General features: G+C 57.5%; 12 protein-coding genes. 6 read left to right on the top strand and 6 right to left on the bottom strand.

Annotated features, from left to right (window positions below):
- Positions 1-4: 4 nt before the first annotated feature.
- From ACQG0T_RS07065 to ACQG0T_RS07055, 3 genes are all read left to right on the top strand, one after another.
- Positions 5-2,437 carry a formate C-acetyltransferase/glycerol dehydratase family glycyl radical enzyme gene (locus ACQG0T_RS07065; protein ID WP_252051701.1) on the top strand — a complete coding sequence of 811 codons (2,433 nt, stop codon included), beginning with the start codon at positions 5-7 and terminating at the stop codon, positions 2,435-2,437.
- A 218-nt stretch (positions 2,438-2,655) separates the two neighbouring features.
- Complete coding sequence (locus ACQG0T_RS07060) at positions 2,656-3,471, top strand: Cof-type HAD-IIB family hydrolase (RefSeq protein ID WP_032620018.1); 816 nt, start codon at positions 2,656-2,658, stop codon at positions 3,469-3,471.
- 150 nt (positions 3,472-3,621) lie between these two features.
- Entirely contained in the window at positions 3,622-4,878 is a 1,257-nt protein-coding gene (locus tag ACQG0T_RS07055) for a DUF1479 domain-containing protein (protein WP_017384899.1), read from the top strand.
- Here the strand turns inward: ACQG0T_RS07055 and ACQG0T_RS07050 are convergent.
- The gene (locus tag ACQG0T_RS07050) at positions 4,875-5,948 is read right to left on the bottom strand and encodes a LacI family DNA-binding transcriptional regulator (protein ID WP_032647812.1); all 1,074 of its coding nucleotides are present in this window, start codon (positions 5,946-5,948) and stop codon (positions 4,875-4,877) included. The genes ACQG0T_RS07055 and ACQG0T_RS07050 overlap by 4 nt on opposite strands.
- A 286-nt stretch (positions 5,949-6,234) precedes the next feature.
- Here ACQG0T_RS07050 and ACQG0T_RS07045 point away from each other — a divergent pair, with 286 nt between their 5' ends.
- Entirely contained in the window at positions 6,235-7,536 is a 1,302-nt protein-coding gene (locus ACQG0T_RS07045) for an MFS transporter (protein WP_015571039.1), read from the top strand.
- A 17-nt stretch (positions 7,537-7,553) separates the two neighbouring features.
- Positions 7,554-9,917 carry a glycoside hydrolase family 31 protein gene (locus ACQG0T_RS07040; RefSeq protein WP_203453277.1) on the top strand — a complete coding sequence of 788 codons (2,364 nt, stop codon included), beginning with the start codon at positions 7,554-7,556 and terminating at the stop codon, positions 9,915-9,917.
- Between the two features lie 92 nt (positions 9,918-10,009).
- On the opposite strand, the gene ACQG0T_RS07035 is transcribed toward ACQG0T_RS07040, so the two are convergent.
- Positions 10,010-11,605 (bottom strand): ABC-F family ATPase, encoded by a 1,596-nt coding sequence (locus ACQG0T_RS07035; protein ID WP_003858434.1) that lies wholly within the window; start codon positions 11,603-11,605, stop codon positions 10,010-10,012.
- 222 nt (positions 11,606-11,827) lie between these two features.
- Here ACQG0T_RS07035 and ldtB point away from each other — a divergent pair, with 222 nt between their 5' ends.
- Positions 11,828-12,748: a L,D-transpeptidase gene (ldtB, locus tag ACQG0T_RS07030; RefSeq protein ID WP_015571042.1), complete on the top strand. Its 921-nt coding sequence runs from the start codon at positions 11,828-11,830 to the stop codon at positions 12,746-12,748.
- A gap of 41 nt (positions 12,749-12,789) precedes the next feature.
- Here ldtB and ACQG0T_RS07025 read toward each other — a convergent pair whose 3' ends face one another.
- The 4 genes from ACQG0T_RS07025 to ACQG0T_RS07010 form a co-directional block, all read right to left on the bottom strand.
- Positions 12,790-13,506 carry a GntR family transcriptional regulator gene (locus tag ACQG0T_RS07025; RefSeq protein WP_271040641.1) on the bottom strand — a complete coding sequence of 239 codons (717 nt, stop codon included), beginning with the start codon at positions 13,504-13,506 and terminating at the stop codon, positions 12,790-12,792.
- Between the two features lie 14 nt (positions 13,507-13,520).
- Positions 13,521-14,843 (bottom strand): PTS sugar transporter subunit IIC, encoded by a 1,323-nt coding sequence (locus tag ACQG0T_RS07020; protein ID WP_023296170.1) that lies wholly within the window; start codon positions 14,841-14,843, stop codon positions 13,521-13,523.
- Between the two features lie 51 nt (positions 14,844-14,894).
- The gene (locus tag ACQG0T_RS07015) at positions 14,895-16,271 is read right to left on the bottom strand and encodes a glycoside hydrolase family 1 protein (protein WP_032671268.1); all 1,377 of its coding nucleotides are present in this window, start codon (positions 16,269-16,271) and stop codon (positions 14,895-14,897) included.
- A 184-nt stretch (positions 16,272-16,455) separates the two neighbouring features.
- On the bottom strand, positions 16,456-17,826 hold the full coding sequence (locus ACQG0T_RS07010; protein ID WP_271040640.1) for an efflux transporter outer membrane subunit: 1,371 nt from the start codon (positions 17,824-17,826) through the stop codon (positions 16,456-16,458).
- Position 17,827: the final 1 nt, after the last annotated feature.

The raw sequence follows: 17,827 nt of genomic DNA, 5'->3' as shown, positions 1-17,827 counted from the left end.
ACTTATGACCACCCTGAATCTCAACACCCTCAGCGAGCGCATCAAGGCGCACAAAACGGCGCTGGTGCATATCGTTAAGCCGCCGGTCTGTACCGAGCGCGCGCAGCATTACACCGAAATGTATCAGCAGCACATGGACAAGCCGATCCCGGTACGTCGCGCCCTGGCGCTGGCGCATCACCTGGCCGAGCGTACCATCTGGATCAAGCATGACGAGCTGATTATCGGTAACCAGGCCAGCGAAGTGCGCGCCGCGCCGATCTTCCCGGAATATACCGTCTCCTGGATTGAGAAAGAGATTGACGATCTGGCGGACCGTCCGGGTGCGGGCTTCGCGGTCAGCGAAGAGAACAAGCACGTCCTGCATGCGATCTGCCCGTGGTGGCGCGGCCAGACGGTGCAGGATCGCTGCTACGGTATGTTTACCGACGAGCAGAAAGGCCTGCTGGAAACCGGCATTATCAAAGCGGAAGGCAATATGACCTCCGGTGACGCACACCTGGCAGTGAATTTCCCGCTGGTGCTGGAGAAAGGGCTTGACGGCCTGCGCGCGAAAGTGGCCGAGCGCCGGTCGCGCATCAACCTGACGGTGCTGGACGATCTGCACGGCGATCAGTTCCTGAAAGCCATTGATATCGTGCTGGAAGCCGTAAGCCTGCACATCAAACGCTTTGCCGACCTGGCGCGTAAAATGGCCGCGACAGAAACCCGCGACAGCCGCCGCGACGAGCTGCTGGCCATGGCGGAAAACTGCGACATCATCGCCCACCAACCGCCAAAAACCTTCTGGCAGGCGCTACAGCTGTGCTACTTCATTCAGCTGATCCTGCAAATTGAGTCCAACGGTCACTCCGTCTCCTTTGCCCGTATGGACCAGTACCTTTACCCGTACTACCGCCGCGACGTGGAGCTGGACCAGAGTCTGGATCGCGAGCACGCCATTGAGCTGCTGCACAGCTGCTGGCTGAAGCTGCTGGAAGTGAACAAAATCCGCTCCGGCTCGCACTCCAAAGCCTCTGCGGGCAGCCCGCTGTATCAGAACGTCACCATCGGCGGCCAGAAGCTGGTCAACGGTGAGCCGATGGACGCGGTCAACCCGCTCTCTTACGCGATTCTGGAGTCCTGTGGTCGCCTGCGCTCCACCCAGCCAAACCTGAGCGTGCGCTACCACGCGGGGATGAGCAACGACTTCCTCGACGCCTGCGTGCAGGTGATCCGCTGCGGCTTCGGGATGCCGGCGTTTAACAACGATGAAATCGTGATCCCGGAATTTATCAAGCTCGGCGTGGAACGAGAGGACGCGTATGACTATGCGGCTATTGGCTGCATCGAAACCGCCGTCGGCGGCAAGTGGGGCTATCGCTGCACCGGCATGAGCTTTATCAACTTCGCCCGCGTGATGCTGGCGGCGCTGGAAGGCGGTCGCGACGCCACCAGCGGCCAGGTGTTCCTGCCGCAGGAAAAAGCGCTTTCTGCCGGTAACTTCGGGAATTTTGATGAGGTCATGGCGGCGTGGGATAACCAGATCCGCTACTACACCCGCAAATCCATTGAGATCGAGTACGTGGTGGACACCATGCTGGAAGAGAACGTCCACGATATTCTCTGCTCGGCGCTGGTGGACGACTGTATCGAACGCGCGAAAAGCATTAAGCAGGGCGGCGCGAAGTATGACTGGGTTTCCGGCCTACAGGTGGGGATCGCCAACCTTGGCAACAGCCTGGCAGCGGTGAAGAAGCTGGTGTTTGACCAGGGCGTTATCGGTCAGCAACAGCTGGCGGCGGCGCTGGCGGATGACTTCGAGGGGCTGACCCACGAGCAGCTGCGCCAGCGCCTGATCAACGGCGCGCCGAAGTACGGCAACGACGACGACAGCGTGGACCTGCTGCTGACCCGTGCTTATCAGACCTACATTGAAGAGCTGAAGCAGTATCACAACCCACGCTACGGCCGCGGCCCGATTGGGGGTAACTACTACGCGGGCACGTCGTCTATCTCCGCAAACGTGCCGTTTGGCGCAGCAACCATGGCGACGCCGGACGGCCGTAAAGCCCACACCCCGCTGGCGGAAGGGGCAAGCCCGGCCTCCGGTACCGACCACCTCGGCCCGACGGCGGTGATTGGCTCCGTGGGTAAACTGCCGACGGAAGCGATTCTCGGCGGCGTGCTGCTAAACCAGAAGCTGAACCCGTCGACGCTGGAAAACGACAGCGATCGCCAGAAGCTGATGGTGCTGCTGCGCACCTTCTTCGAGGTGCATAAAGGCTGGCACATTCAGTACAACATCGTCTCCCGCGAAACGCTGCTGGAAGCGAAGAAACACCCGGATCAGTATCGTGACCTGGTGGTGCGCGTCGCGGGTTACTCGGCGTTCTTCACCGCCCTGTCGCCGGATGCGCAGGACGATATTATCGCCCGTACTGAGCATACGCTGTAACGGTTTATCCCCTCTCCCTTGAGGGAGAGGGTTAGGGTGAGGGGGAAATGCGCACGCTGATGCCCTCACCCCGGCCCTCTCCCACGGGGAGAGGGAGAAAACACTAAAAACGGCAACTTCGGTTGCCGTTTTGCTTTGACTTTCGAATGAAATTAAATTTGTGCTCTCCGTCACCTTGTTATTAGAATGTTTCAAACGCAGTGACCCAGGAGCACAGTATGACCGTAAAAGTTATCGTCACCGATATGGACGGAACTTTCCTTGATGATGCCAAGCAGTACGATCGTGACCGCTTCCAGGCACAGTTTGAGCAGCTTAAAGCCCGCGACATTGAATTTGTTGTCGCCAGCGGCAACCAGTATTACCAGCTCATCTCCTTCTTCCCGGAGCTGAAAGATCAGATCTCCTTCGTCGCGGAAAACGGCGCGCTGGTCTTCGATCACGGCGAACAGATTTTCCACGGCGAACTGACGCGTCATGAGTCGCAGATCGTCATTGGCGAGTTGCTGAAAGACAAAGGGCTGAACTTTGTGGCCTGCGGGCTGGAGAGCGCGTACGTCAGCGATAAAGCACCAGAAGCGTTCGTGAAGCTGATGTCGAAACACTACCATCGCTTAAAACCCATCAGCGATTACCGCGAAATTGACGACGTGCTGTTTAAATTCTCCCTGAACCTGCCGGACAGCGATATCCCGAATCTGGTTGATAAACTGCATGTCTCCCTGGACGGCATCATGAAGCCGGTCACCAGCGGCTTCGGTTTTGTCGATTTGATTATCCCCGGCCTGCACAAGGCCAACGGCATCAGCCGCCTGCTTAAACGCTGGAAAGTCTCACCTCAGGCGTGCGTCGGCATTGGCGACAGCGGCAACGATGCGGAAATGCTGAAGCTGGTAAAATACTCCTTTGCGATGGGCAACGCGGCGGACAGCATTAAAGAGGTCAGCCGTTACACTACCGACGATAACAACCATCAGGGCGCGCTGAATGTGATTCAGTCCGTGCTCGACGCGCACTCCCCGTTCGACGCCTGATCCCCCTACCTGCCGGAGCCTCGCTCCGGCCTCTCACTCTTTTCCCATCCTGTGGCACCCGTCAAGGTTTTAAACTTGCATTAACTTTTTTTTAACTTAAAGTATCACTTGTAGACACTTTTACTTTCGAATGAAAGATGCGAGGCAGTTATGACCTTTACCAGCGAAACGTTGCCAGCGGACCATAAAGCGGCAATCCGTCAGATGAAACGTGAATTACGCGCGCAGATCGGCGACGTGCAGGCGGTGTTCGACCGGCTCAGCGATAAAATCGCCACCCGCGTGGCGGAAATCAACGCTCTCAAAAACAAAGGCGAAACCGTCTGGCCAGTGATCCCTTTTGCCGACGTGAAAAACGGCACGATCACCGCCGAACAGCGCGAAGCCGTTAAACGTCGCGGCTGCGCGGTGATCAAAGGCCACTTCCCGCGCGAGCAGGCGCTGGCGTGGGATCAGTCGATGCTCGACTACCTCGATCTGAACAAATTTGACGAGGTGTACAAAGGACCCGGCGATAACTTCTTCGGCACCTTAACGGCCTCTCGTCCGGAGATTTATCCGATCTACTGGTCTCAGGCGCAAATGCAGGCGCGCCAGAGTGAAGAGATGGCGCAGGTACAGTCATTCCTGAACCGTTTATGGACATTTGAGAGCAACGGTAAACAGTGGTTCGACCCGGACGTGAGCGTGATTTACCCTGACCGCATCCGCCGCCGCCCGCCCGGAACCACCTCGAAAGGACTTGGCGCACACACCGATTCTGGCGCGCTGGAGCGCTGGCTGCTGCCCGCTTATCAGCAGGTGTTCGCCCGCGTGTTTGACGGCAACGTTGAGAAATACGATCCGTGGAATGCCGCGCATCGTACCGAAGTGGAAGAGTACACCGTCGATAACACCACCAAATGCTCGGTGTTCCGCACCTTCCAGGGCTGGACGGCGCTGTCGGACATGATCCCCGGACAGGGCTTGCTGCACGTGGTGCCGATCCCGGAGGCAATGGCCTATATTCTGCTGCGTCCGCTGCTGGACGACGTGCCGGAAGACGAGCTGTGCGGCGTGGCGCCGGGGCGCGTGCTGCCGATTTCTGAGAAGTGGCATCCGCTGCTGATCGAAGCGTTAACCAGCATTCCGGCGCTGGAAGCCGGTGATTCCGTGTGGTGGCACTGCGATGTGATCCACTCCGTCGCGCCGGTGGAAAATCAGCAGGGATGGGGCAACGTGATGTATATTCCTGCCGCGCCAATGTGCGAGAAGAATCTCGCCTATGCGAAAAAGGTCAAGGAAGCGCTGGAAACCGGCGCGTCACCGGGCGATTTCCCGCGCGAGGATTATGAGAAAAGCTGGCAGGGCCGCTTTACCGTGGCCGATCTCAACATCCACGGCAGGCGCGCGCTGGGCATGGCTTAACCGTCGTACAGCCCTTCCCGCTCTACGGCGGTACGTCGTTTCCCCTGACGTATCCGCCGGACCGACTCCCGCACGGTCAGCGTGCCGTTTAGCAGCAATGTTCCCACCGGCGCGTCCGGGCGCATCAGCCGCTGCTGGAGCATATGCACCGCTTCCGTTCCCAGCTCATCACGCGGAACATGTACCGCGGTTAAGGGCACATCCTGAATCGCGGCGAGATTAAACCCGTCAATGCTCATCACCGAGACATCCTGCGGCACGCGCAGACCGTGTTTTTGCAGCGCGCTGATGGTCCCCGCCGCCATAAAATCACCACCAACCAGGAACGCCGTCGGCAGGTCCTTCCCTTTCTGCTGGTGAAGCCACTCGCTCACCAGCTGCTCCGTCTCTCTGGCGCTGAAGCTGGACACCATCAGCAGGTCGCGCCTGTCGCTGAACCTGAGGTTATGACCGTGCCACGCGTCGCGGATCCCGGACAGGCGCAGCTCCATGGTGTAGCGACGCAGGCACAGCACGTTCATCACCTCCCGGTGCCCCATCTCGAACAGGTACTCTGCCGCCCGCTCGCCAATCGCGCGATGATCCGGCGCGACGGCGGGCAGGCGCATGTGGCGGTCCCGGCAGTTAATCAGCATGCAGGGTTTGCCCATGTCTACCGCCAGATCGTGGATATGCGGATCGTCGATACCGAGGAGGATCGCCGCCTGAGTGTCCGCTTCGTTCATGCGGGCCAGAAACAGCTGGGCATCGCTGTCGTTCTCCTCCAGCGCACAGTAACGCAGGCGAACCTCGTGCGAGGCCAGCCCTTTGCTCACGCTCTGGATGACGCGGTAGTAAAAGATGTCGGACCGCTCGTCAAACGCCCGCTGCGGGGCAAACACCACCAGGCTGTTAAGCAGCAGACGCCCCGCCGCCATGCCGTCCATTACCCCCAGCTCCCGCGCGCACGCCAGCACCTTTGCCCGTGCTTTTTCGCTGGTGTTTGCCTTCCCCGCCAGCACGCGAGAAACGGTGCTGATGGAGAGCTGCGTCCGGGCGGCGATTTCGGTGATTTTAAGCCTTTTGTCCATTTTGTGATCTGGCTCCGGATGTGAAATGAAAAAATTCTCACAACTTGTTTATCAGGTAATAACTTGCGAGAAGGCCATAATGCCGAAAATTAAACCTCGGTTATGAGAAAGTTTGCACAAAATCCACTATTCCCTGCCCAATTTCTTTCTTAAGGTGAACCTGTCACACAACTTCCATACTAGTTGTATAGCAGCTTAGCGCTCTAAAACAGATAACTTTCAAACGCCTGACGCTGTGTGACACCTGAACCTTTGTCCCCTTACCGTCCGTCTTGTGGAGAAGAAAATGAGTCAGGACATCAATAACACCGTAGCGACAAGCAAAACACGTCGCGTCATCAGGAACCTGCGCTGGTACGTACTGGTGCTGTTTCTTCTCGGCGTGACCGTTAACTACATCACCCGTAATTCGTTAGGTATTCTCGCCCCTGAACTGAAAGAGAGCCTCGGGATCACCACCGAGCAGTACTCCTGGATCGTCGGCGCGTTCCAGATCGCCTACACCATTTTCCAGCCCCTGTGCGGCTGGCTGATTGACGTTATCGGCCTGAAAATCGGCTTTATGGTCTGCGCCGGGATCTGGGCGCTGATGTGTATCTTCCACGCGGGTGCCGGAAGCTGGCTGCACCTGGCGATTCTGCGCTTCTTTATGGGTGCCTCTGAGGCCGCCGCCACGCCAGCGAACGCCAAAACCATCGGTGAATGGTTCCCGAAATCAGAGCGCCCTGTTGCCGCAGGCTGGGCGGGGGTAGGCTTCTCCATTGGGGCCATGCTGGCCCCGCCTATCATCTACTTTGCTCACGCGTCGTTCGGCTGGCAGGGTGCGTTTATGTTTACCGGCGTGCTGGCGCTGCTGTGGGTGATCCTGTGGTGGGCGTTTTATCACAACCCGGAACAGCACCCAAACCTGAGCCGCGATGAGCTGGCGTTTATCAAGCAGGATAACGAACCTGCGCCGGTCAAACTGCCCTTCCTGACCGCGCTGAAAACCGTCTCGAAGAACAAACGGTTCTACGGCATCGCCATCCCGGCCTTTATGGCGGAACCGGCCTGGGCCGTGCTGAGCTTCTGGGTGCCGCTGTACCTCGCCAAAGAGCACGGCATGGATTTGAAACAGATCGCGATGTTCGCCTGGCTGCCGTTCCTGGCCGCCGACCTCGGCAGCGTCGCGAGCGGCTACCTGACCCGGCTCTACACCCGCTGGTTTGGCTGCACCCGCGTCAACTCGGTGGTAGCCAGCTCCGTCACCGGCGCGTTTCTGATGATTTCTCTGGCCGTCGTGGCCGTGACCCGCGACCCGTATATCACCATCGTGCTGATCTCCATCGGCGGCTTCGGGCACCAGATCATCTCCTGCATGCTGAGCGCCCTGGTCGTGGAGTCGTTCGACAAAGGCCAGATGGCGACCGTCAACGGCATGCGCGGCTCGGCGGCGTGGATCGCCAGCTTCCTGTTCTCACTGTTAATCGGTGTGACCGCCGACAAAATCGGCTTTAACCCGCTTTTTATTGCCATGGGCTTCTTTGACCTGATTGGCGCTGTCTTCCTGGTAGCATTTATTGCTGAACGTCGCGCCAAGCGCGCCTGATAGTGGATGTATTGCATATGAAAACCCTGAAAAACTGGACCGTAGATAAGCAGTCAGCAAACCATCTGGAACTGCTGGTCGATAATCAGCACCGCCTGTGTCTGTATGTGCTGGAAGAGAATCTGTTCCGTGTGCTGATCAAACGTAAAGGCGAGCTGGCGCTGAACCGCACCTGGAGCATCGCGCCGGAACAAGATGTGCCGTGGGAAGGCCGCCGTCGTGACGATGTCAGCGGCTTCACCTGCCCTGCCTGGACGCTGACACAGCAGGACGACACGTTAACCGTAGCGACTGAACAGCTGCGCGTCACCGTCCACCAGCCGCTGTGGCTGGAGTGGCACTACCGCAATGAGGCGGGCGAGTGGCAGCCGCTGGTCAATGACCGCCCGACCAGCGCCTACCTGCTGAACGCCCACGGTGACGGCGTGGCGCACTATCTTAGCCGTCGTAAGGATGAACGTTTTTACGGTCTGGGTGAGAAAGCGGGTGATTTACAGCGCAACGGCAAACGCTATGAGATGCGTAACCTGGACGCGATGGGCTATAACGCGGCCAGCACCGATCCGCTTTACAAGCACATCCCGTTCACCCTCACCCGTCGCGATGACGTGAGCTACGGTCTGTTCTACGATAACCTGAGCAGCTGCTGGCTGGATCTGGGTAACGAGATCGACAACTATCACACTGCCTACCGCCGCTGGCAGGCGGAAGCGGGCGATATTGACTACTACCTCTTCACCGGCAAGCGCGTGCTGGACGTGACCAAAGCCTTCGTGCGCCTGACGGGGAAAACGCTGTTCGGACCGAAATGGAGCCTGGGCTACAGCGGCTCGACCATGCACTACACCGACGCGCCGGACGCGCAAAACCAGCTGATGAACTTCATCCGCCTGTGCGATGAGCATGCCATTCCGTGCGACTCGTTCCAGCTCTCCTCCGGCTATACCTCGATTAACGGCAAGCGCTACGTCTTTAACTGGAACTACGACAAAGTGCCGCAGCCGAAGGTGATGAGCCAGGCGTTCCACGACGCGGGGCTGCGGCTTGCGGCCAACATCAAGCCGTGTCTGTTGCAGGATCATCCCCGCTACAGCGAAGTGGCGGAACGCGGCCTGTTCATTCGTGATTCAGAAACCGATGCGCCTGAACGTTCCAGCTTCTGGGATGACGAAGGATCGCATCTCGACTTCACCAACCCGCAGACGGTGCAGTGGTGGCAGAACGGCGTGACCACGCAGCTGCTGGAGATGGGCATCGATTCCACCTGGAACGACAACAACGAGTATGAAGTGTGGGACGGGGAAGCGCGCTGCTATGGCTTCGGTCAGGAGATCGCCATCAAGCACATTCGCCCGGTGATGCCGCTGCTGATGATGCGCGCCTCGCTGGAAGCGCAGCAGCGCTTTGCGCCGGAGAAACGTCCGTATCTGATCTCCCGCTCCGGCTGCGCAGGGATGCAGCGCTACGTTCAGACCTGGAGCGGCGACAACCGCACCAACTGGGACACCCTGCGTTATAACATCCGCATGGGGCTGGGCATGAGCCTGTCCGGACTGTTCAACGTCGGTCACGACGTCGGCGGTTTCTCCGGCGACAAGCCGGATGCCGAGCTGTTCGTGCGCTGGGTACAGAACGGCGTGATGCACCCGCGCTTTACCATTCATTCGTGGAACGATGATCACACGGTGAACGAGCCGTGGATGTACCCGGGCGTCACGCCTGCGATTCGCAGCGCCATTGAACTGCGCTACCGCCTGCTGCCGTATCTCTACACCCTGCTCTGGCAGGCGCACGCCGACGACGAGCCGATGCTGCGCCCGACCTTCCTCGATCATGAGCACGATGCGCAGACGTTTGAAGAGTGCGACGACTTCCTGCTGGGCCGTGACCTGCTGGTGGCCAGCGTCGTCGACGCCGGGCAGCGCGAGCGCCGCGTCTGGCTGCCGGATAACGAAACCGGCTGGTACGATTTTTACACTCACGCGTGGTATGCGGGCGGGCAATCGATCGTCCTTGATGCGCCGCTGGAAAAGCTGCCGCTGCTGGTACGCGCCGGGGCCGGTTTGCCACTCAGCGAACGCATCCGTCACGTGAGCGCAGATAAAGACGATACCCGTGAGCTGAAACTGTTCCCGGTGAAAGGCGTCGGCACCACCGCCGGGCTGCTGTTTGAGGATGACGGCGAAAGCTGGGGCTACCAGAACGGCAATGCGCTGTGGGTGGAATGGGAGATGGTGTGCGACGGCGCAAGTATCAACCTGAAGGTGAATGCGCGCGGCGACTATCGTCCGGCATGGAAGGCGCTGAAGGTGTCATTACCGGCGGGGGAAAAACGTACGCTGCGGGTGAACGGAGTTGAAGGGGGCGAGTGGGTGGTGTAGCGCGGCCTGTTGCCCTCACCCTAACCCTCTCCCACAGGGAGAGGGGATAGAACGTAGGCCGGGTAAGGCGAAGCCGCCACCCGGCTATTTTTTTAACTCTCGATACCTTTACTGCGCAGGTAATCTTCGTAGTTACCGGTGAAGTCCACCACGCGCTCTGGCGTAATTTCGATCACGCGGGTCGCCAGTGAGCTGACGAACTCCCGGTCGTGAGAGACGAAGATCAGTGTGCCCTGATACATCTCCAGCGCCATGTTCAGCGACTCAATAGATTCCATATCCAGGTGGTTAGTCGGTTCGTCCATCACCAGAATATTCGGTTTTTCCATCATCAGCTTGCCGAACAGCATACGGCCCTTTTCACCACCGGAGAGCACTTTGGCGGGCTTTTTGATGTCGTCCTGGCTGAACAGCAGACGCCCCAGAATGCTGCGTACCGCTTGTTCGTCGTCGCCTTCCTGCTTCCACTGGCTCATCCAGTCGAAGACGGTCAGATCGTTTTCAAACTCATATTCATGGTCCTGCGCGTAGTAACCAATCTGCGCGTTTTCAGACCATTTCACGGTACCGTTATCCGGTTGCAGTTCACCGACCAGGGTTTTCAGCATAGTGGATTTACCCACGCCGTTGGCGCCGAGGATGGCAATCTTCTCGCCCACTTCCAGCAGCAGGTTGAAGTTTTTGAACAGCGGGCCTTCATCGAAGCCTTTGGTGAGGGCTTCCACTTCCAGCGCGTTACGGAACAGCTTCTTGTCCTGCTCGAAGCGGATGAACGGGTTCTGACGGCTGGAGGCTTTAACCTCTTCCAGCTTGATTTTGTCGATCTGACGTGCACGCGACGTTGCCTGGCGCGATTTAGAGGCGTTGGCGCTGAAGCGGCTGACGAAGGATTGCAGGTCAGCAATCTGCGCTTTCTTCTTGGCGTTGTCGGCCAGCAGACGCTCGCGCGCCTGGGTTGCCGCCGTCATGTACTCATCGTAGTTGCCCGGATAAACGCGCAGCTCGCCGTAGTCCAGATCCGCCATGTGAGTACACACCATGTTCAGGAAGTGACGGTCGTGCGAGATGATGATCATGGTGCTGTCGCGATCGTTCAGCGTCTGCTCCAGCCAGCGGATGGTGTCGATGTCCAGGTTGTTCGTCGGTTCGTCGAGCAGCAGGATGTCCGGGTTAGAGAACAGCGCCTGCGCCAGCAGCACACGCAGCTTCCAGCCTGGCGCGACTTCGCTCATCGGGCCGTAATGCTGTTCAACCGGAATACCGACGCCCAGCAGCAGTTCGCCCGCACGCGCTTCCGCAGAGTAGCCGTCCATTTCGCCGTATTGCGTTTCCAGGTCGGCCACTTTGTAACCGTCTTCTTCGCTCATCTCAGCGAGACCGTAGATACGATCGCGCTCCTGCTTCACTTCCCACAGCTCCGCGTGCCCCATGATCACGGTGTCGAGCACGGTGAACTCTTCGAAGGCGAACTGATCCTGACGCAGCTTACCGATGCGCTCGTTAGGGTCGAGCGACACGTTACCGAGCGTTGGCTCCAGGTCACCGCCGAGGATCTTCATAAAGGTGGATTTTCCGCTACCGTTGGCACCAATCAGGCCGTAACGGTTGCCGCCGCCAAATTTGACGGAAATGTTTTCGAACAGCGGCTTACTGCCAAACTGCATAGTGACGTTGCTGGTAACTAACACGGAGAGATTCCTGCGAAAAGTGTGATAAACGCGGCATTATGCCACAATTCCGAATTGAGATCCCGTGTTGCGGTAATCCACTAAACTTTAACAAAATCGAAAAAAATGTGATTTCGTACACATCTGAATTCCCAGTTAACGGGAATGCACATATAATGCGCTCCCATTACCGATTCAGACTTATCAACTCATCGCCAGAATGGCTTAGATACCTCGCATAACATGAACATGAAATTAACAACGCTTTTTGCGGCGGCGTTAGCCGTAGTAGGTTTTTGTAAGACCGCGTCTGCGGTGACGTATCCCCTGCCGACAGACGGAAGCCGTCTGGTGGGTGAAAACCAGGTGGTGACGGTGCCGGAAGGGAACTCTCAGCCGCTGGAATACTTCGCGGCGCAGTATCAGCTCGGTCTGTCGAACATGCTGGAGGCGAACCCGGGCGTTGACCCGTATCTGCCGAAAGCGGGTACCGTACTCAACATTCCACAGCAGCTGATCCTGCCGGATACCGTGCACGAAGGTATCGTGATTAACAGCGCCGAAATGCGTCTGTATTACTACCCGAAAGGCACCAACACCGTGATCGTGCTGCCTATCGGTATCGGTCAGCTGGGTAAAGACACTCCGCTGAACTGGACCACCAAAGTGGAGCGTAAGAAAGCGGGCCCAACCTGGACGCCGACCGCCAAAATGCACGCTGAGTACATTGCTGCCGGCGAACCGCTGCCAGCCGTTGTGCCTGCCGGCCCGGATAACCCGATGGGTCTGTACGCGCTGTACATTGGACGTCTGTATGCCATCCACGGTACTAACGCCAACTTCGGTATCGGCCTGCGCGTAAGCCACGGCTGCGTGCGTCTGCGTAATGAAGACATCAAATTCCTGTTCGATAACGTGCCGGTCGGTACGCGCGTGCAGTTCATTAACGAACCGGTGAAAGCGACGTCAGAGCCGGACGGCAGCCGTTACATTGAAGTGCATAACCCGCTGTCCACCAGCGAAGATCAGATCAACAACAACGAAATCGTACCGATTAAGCTGACCAGCGCGGTGCAGTCCGTCACCTCTCAGGCGGATGTTGACACGACCATTGTTGACCAGGCGATTCAGAACCGTTCCGGTATGCCGGTGCGTCTGAACTAATCGTGAGAATTAAAAAAGCGGGCCGCGGGGCCCGCTTTTTTTTATCCGTTATTCACGATAACGATGCCGCCATGGTCATAGCGATAGTGACAGTGTGCGTACTCCAGCGGCGTACCATCTTCAAGATAGATCACCTGCTCTACCTCCAGCACCGGGTCGGTTGGCTCGCAGACAAGGTATTGCATATCCAGCGCACTGGGCTTCAGCGCCCGCACCACCCGATACGATCCCATGATCTTCAGCCCCAGCGTCTCCTGTACATACCGGAATACCGAACTTTCAAGATGGGTTTTGTTCAGACCGGGCACCAGATTGAGCGGCATTACCGTAGCGTCCAGAGACATCGGCTCACCGTTCAGTAAACGCAGACGGATAAAGTCATAGATCGGCGTATCCGGATTTATCATCAGCGATGCCTGCTCTTTCTCGTTCGGGAAGCGCAGTTCGAAGTGCACCACCTGACTCGTCACCGTGCCTAAATGTTCCCAGGTTTTGGTCGCCCCGAAGTAGTCGCTGCCGGAGAGATCCCACTGGGAAAGCTGGAGGAAATTTTTGCGGATGAACGTGCCCTGCCCCTGTCGGGTATAGACCAGCCCTTCTACGATCAGCTGACGCATCGCCTGCTGAATGGTCATCCGGCTGGTGCTGAACTCCGCCGCCAGCGCGAACTGGTCCGGCAGAGGTTCATTGGCGGCGTACTGCTGGGTGATAATGCGTTTCTTAATTTCCCGCGCTATGGTGATGTACTTCGCCGCCATCGTCCTTCCTTAAATTAGTGTTCTGTCCCGCTGTTTTTCAACGCCACTCGCTCGGCAACTTTGAGGAAAGGCAGGTAGAAGAATACACCAAATACGATGATTGCCAACTGCACCACCACCGCCCGCCAGTCCCCCGCCGTCGCCAGCCAGGCGCTGAGGATCGGCGGGGTCGTCCACGGGATCATCACCACGCAGCGCGACATGAGCCCCAGCGTGGTACAGAGCCACGCAAAGTAAATTCCGATAGCGGGCAGCAGCACGAACGGGATCATCAGCGGCAGGTTAAAGACTATCGGCAGGCCGAAAATCACCGGCTCGTTGATGTTAAACAGACCCGGCGCCAGCGACAGACGCGCCACCTGCTTCGCTGATTTCTGTCTTGAGAAGATGAAGATAGCAATCAGCAATGAGATAGTGCTGCCCGTCCCGCCCACCATGCCAAAGGTCGGCACAAAGATGTTGTTGATGATGTGCGGGATCGGCTGGCCGTTGGCAAAGGCCAGCATATTCTCATTGGTATTGATCAGCAGGAATGGCTCCAGCACCACGCTGTTGACCACCGACTGATGAATACCGAGCGTGAACAGGAAGTTACCGAAGCTGTAAATGAAGATCGTCCCGGGCAGGCTGGTGTTGATCAGCCGCAGCGGCTGCTGAATAAATGTCGTAATGAGATGGATCAGATCCGTGTGCAGCACGTTCGCCAGTATAGCCGCCAGCACCGCAAACAGGGAGAGCGTGAGGATCGTCGGGATCAGCGCGGTAAAGGATTTGCTCACCGCTGGCGGTACGTTCTCCCCCAGCGAAATGTGCAGCGCCTTCAGCCGTGAAATGGCGATAAACAGCTCGGTTGAGAGCAGCCCAATCAGCACCCCGGCGAAAATCCCGGTGGAGCCGATATTGGCGAACGTCAGCACCTGGGTAACGTTTACCGTGGCGTCGCTGCCGACGGGGGTAATCTGTAAGCGCATCGGCATCATGATGATGAAACTGCTGACGGCGATAACCACTGCCGAGACCGGATTGTCGAAATCTTTGTTGCGCGCCAGCGACCAGGCGATCATCGGCGCCAGCAGCAGCGCGGCGATGTTCAGCGTGCCGTTGATGATCGCCTCGCCCCACACCTTAAACTGCGTGAGCGTGTCGCCCTCTAAGATCCAGGGAAACACCACGTTGTTCACCAGCACCGCCAGACCGGCAAGGATGAAAATCGGCATTACCGTGGCGAAGGCATCGCGCAGGGATCGCAGGTGCACCTGATTTGCCAGGCGCGCCGAGAACTCAACAAATTTATCGACAAAAGACTGCATGTGCGGTGTTATTTTTGTTTCAGACATAGCGGATAGTTCCCATCAATCAGTCACAAAAACGGCCCGGCAGCGTACGGCTTACATCTCGCGTCCGTTGGTATGGATTACCTGTTTTAACCACGCATAGCTCTTCTTCGGCACGCGCTTCAGGTCTTTCAGGTCGTGATTTTCACGGTTGACGTAGACCACGCCGTAGCGCTTGCGCATGTCACCCTGGGAGCTGAGAATGTCAATCAACCCCCAGCCGAGATAGCCCAATACCTCTGCCCCGTCCTCGAACATCGCCTCTTTCATGGCCTCGATATGCGCCCGGTGGTAGTCAATGCGGTAGGTATCCTCTATGGGGTTTACGCCATCCCAGGACTCAATCACCCCAATGCCGTTCTCAATCGGGAATACTGGCATTCGCCAGTCGTTGGCATAGCGGGTGATGATGGTGCGAAAGCCCAGCGGATCGATCTGCCAGTTCCACTCGGTGGCCTTCAGGTACGGATTGTTTTTCTCGCCGTGCAGCAGGTAATAGTTCACCGGCGTGCCTTCCGGGATGGCATCGCTGTCCAGCGTTTTGCTGGCGTAGTAGCTGAAGGCCATAAAGTCGTTCTTCGTGCGCGCAAACAGCGCGAGATCGTCTGCGCGGTAGATATCGCCGAAGCCTTCCTGCTCTACCACCGCCATCACCGCCGGGCTGTAGCCCTGGCCCGCGAAGACGCGCAGCAGGTTCTGGTTGAGGAATTCGTCGTACTGCTGGGCGCAGAAGATGTCACGCGGTTTGCAGGTGGCCGGATAAATCAGCTGGTGCGCCAGCATGCCGCCCATCAGCTTGCCCGGCTTAGTCTGGTGCAGGTACTCGGTCAGCGCCATGTGCGCCACCATGGTGTGATGCTGCACTTCGTACAGCTCGCGCAGGGTTTCCTCCCCCTTCATATAGCCGGAGATGCGGAAGGCTATCGGCATGTGGAAAATATTCTGCTCGTTAAAGGTCAGCCAGTACTTCACCCGGTCACCGTAGCAGTCGATCATCTTTTTGCCGTAGCGGATAAACGCCTCCACGACGCGACGATCGTTAAATCCGTTGTACTCCTGCGCCAGCGCCAGCGGCATATCGAAGTGGTAGAGGCAGACCATCGGCTCGATACCGCGGGCGATCAGATCGTCGATAAAACGGTCATAAAACGCGATGCCTTCGGCGTTGAACTCGCCGTCACCCTGCGGGCAGACGCGGCTCCAGGAGATCTGGAAGCGGTAGCAGTTCATGCCCAGATCCTGCATCAGGTCGAAATCTTCCCGGTAGCGGTGGTAGGAGTCGGTGGCCACTTTCCAGTCAGAGATATTTTCACCGGCTTCGCGAATGTCGTACACCGACATCCCCTTTCCGCCCTCATTCCAGGCCCCTTCCGTCTGCATGCTCGACACCGAGTTGCCCCATAAGAAGTTGGCTGGCAGTGATTGATTCATGGTTGCCTCCTATATGACTAGTCATTTAAATGATATGACTAGTCATATAGCCGGAGATGAAATTTCGATCAAAGGGGAGGAACGATTTTTGTGAGATGGGTTTGAATAATGACGAGGGATGTCTTGCGAACTGCGCCCTGGCAGCAAGTCCTATTGCTGCCAGACGTAAATGAGTCTGCGCAATTCAGGGGAAAGATACCGAACCGCCGAACTCCATATAGATTTTTGCCAGATTATTTAACTGGTTAAAGCGATTTTCATACAGTGCCAGTTCGGCCTGACGGCGTTTCTCCTGAGCATCAAGCCAGAAAGAAATTCGCACCGCGCCCTGGCGATAGCGAACTTCGTTTAGCCTCTCTGATTTTTTCGCCAGTTCCAGGCCTTCACGTAGAAGCGTCTCCTGTTCCAGGAGTTGATGACGCAAAGCAAGCGCATCTTCTATGCTACTCATCGCCTTGTAAAGTTCCTGTTTAAACTCCAGAACCCGTTGCTCGTAGTCGTTTCGGGCAATCTTCACGTCCATGCCCCTTTCTCTCCATTCCAGGAACGGCAGGGTCAGGTTTGCTCCAACAGAGCCTACAGGATTTTCCAGGAAGGCCATAAGGCTGCTGCTGCTGGTGCCAAGCGAGCCGGTCAGACTAAACGCTGGATAAAATGCAGTACGCTGGACATCAACGGTGGCCAATGCTTCCCGTACCCGCCACTCTTTAGCGCTGATATCGGGTCGATGCCGCAGCACGTTGACCGGGATCTTTCCACTGACCTGCGGCAGTGGTCCCATTGGTAACGCTTTCGGTTCGACTATCGCGCTGCCCGGCGCGGTTCCAAGCAAAACGGCTTGCTGATTGAGCGCCTGTAAACGTTCATTCTTCAACGCCGCCAGCCTGTTTTCCTGCGAAAGCACGCCCTGCTGAGCATCCACAACATCCAGAGAGGAGGCACCGCCCGCGGCATAACGCGCGTTAGCCAGGCGCAGCGTCTCTTTTGCATAGTTGATGCTTTGTTGCAGGACAGACAGCTGCTGGTTAATAAAGCCTAAGCGCCAGTAATTATTACTGGCATTTGAAAGCAGCGTCAGGCGTGCAGAACGCAGATCCTCTTCCGAGGCAAAACGTGCCCACGCCTTCGCATCGCGCTGCCGCGCTATTTTGCCCCACAGATCCAGCTCATAGCTGGTATTAATACTGGCAACGCTGCCCCTGCTCCAGTGGGCTGAGCTGTTCAGCTGTTTTTTACCGTCAAGCGCGAGCGAACCTTTTAGTCCCGGATCGTTTGTGATGCCAATCCGCTCTTCTTCCAGGCGGGCGCGATAAACACGCAATACCGCTCCAGCGACATCGTTATTGCGCACCATCACCTGCCGCAGCCAGCCGTCGAGGTCTGGATCGTTAAAGGCCTGCCAGTCGAACGGCATCCTCTCCTCCGCAGCATCCGCCTGATACCAGTTGGCAGGGTATTTCACCTCAGGAGGCTGATAGTCGGTTTTCAGAGAGTCGGCGCAGCCAGCACTAAGCAGGACAGCAAGGCATACCGTTAAAGGGGATAATATTTTCATG

The organism is Enterobacter cloacae complex sp. 302F9 (assembly GCF_050030335.1).
Classification (GTDB): Bacteria; Pseudomonadota; Gammaproteobacteria; order Enterobacterales; family Enterobacteriaceae; genus Enterobacter; species Enterobacter hormaechei_C.
The sequence above is the reverse complement of the archived record's forward strand: the minus strand, read 5'-3'. Positions and strand labels throughout refer to the sequence as shown.

Excerpts from the sequence above, each read along its gene's own strand:
- ACQG0T_RS07015 (WP_032671268.1), bottom strand. The coding sequence starts at position 16,271 with ATGAATCAATCACTGCCAGCCAACTTCTTATGGGGCAACTCGGTGTCG.
- ldtB (WP_015571042.1), top strand. The coding sequence starts at position 11,828 with ATGAACATGAAATTAACAACGCTTTTTGCGGCGGCGTTAGCCGTAGTA.
- ACQG0T_RS07045 (WP_015571039.1), top strand. The coding sequence starts at position 6,235 with ATGAGTCAGGACATCAATAACACCGTAGCGACAAGCAAAACACGTCGC.
- ACQG0T_RS07055 (WP_017384899.1), top strand. The coding sequence starts at position 3,622 with ATGACCTTTACCAGCGAAACGTTGCCAGCGGACCATAAAGCGGCAATC.
- ACQG0T_RS07025 (WP_271040641.1), bottom strand. The coding sequence starts at position 13,506 with ATGGCGGCGAAGTACATCACCATAGCGCGGGAAATTAAGAAACGCATT.
- ACQG0T_RS07020 (WP_023296170.1), bottom strand. The coding sequence starts at position 14,843 with ATGTCTGAAACAAAAATAACACCGCACATGCAGTCTTTTGTCGATAAA.
- ACQG0T_RS07060 (WP_032620018.1), top strand. The coding sequence starts at position 2,656 with ATGACCGTAAAAGTTATCGTCACCGATATGGACGGAACTTTCCTTGAT.
- ACQG0T_RS07040 (WP_203453277.1), top strand. The coding sequence starts at position 7,554 with ATGAAAACCCTGAAAAACTGGACCGTAGATAAGCAGTCAGCAAACCAT.
- ACQG0T_RS07050 (WP_032647812.1), bottom strand. The coding sequence starts at position 5,948 with ATGGACAAAAGGCTTAAAATCACCGAAATCGCCGCCCGGACGCAGCTC.
- ACQG0T_RS07065 (WP_252051701.1), top strand. The coding sequence starts at position 5 with ATGACCACCCTGAATCTCAACACCCTCAGCGAGCGCATCAAGGCGCAC.
- ACQG0T_RS07010 (WP_271040640.1), bottom strand. The coding sequence starts at position 17,826 with ATGAAAATATTATCCCCTTTAACGGTATGCCTTGCTGTCCTGCTTAGT.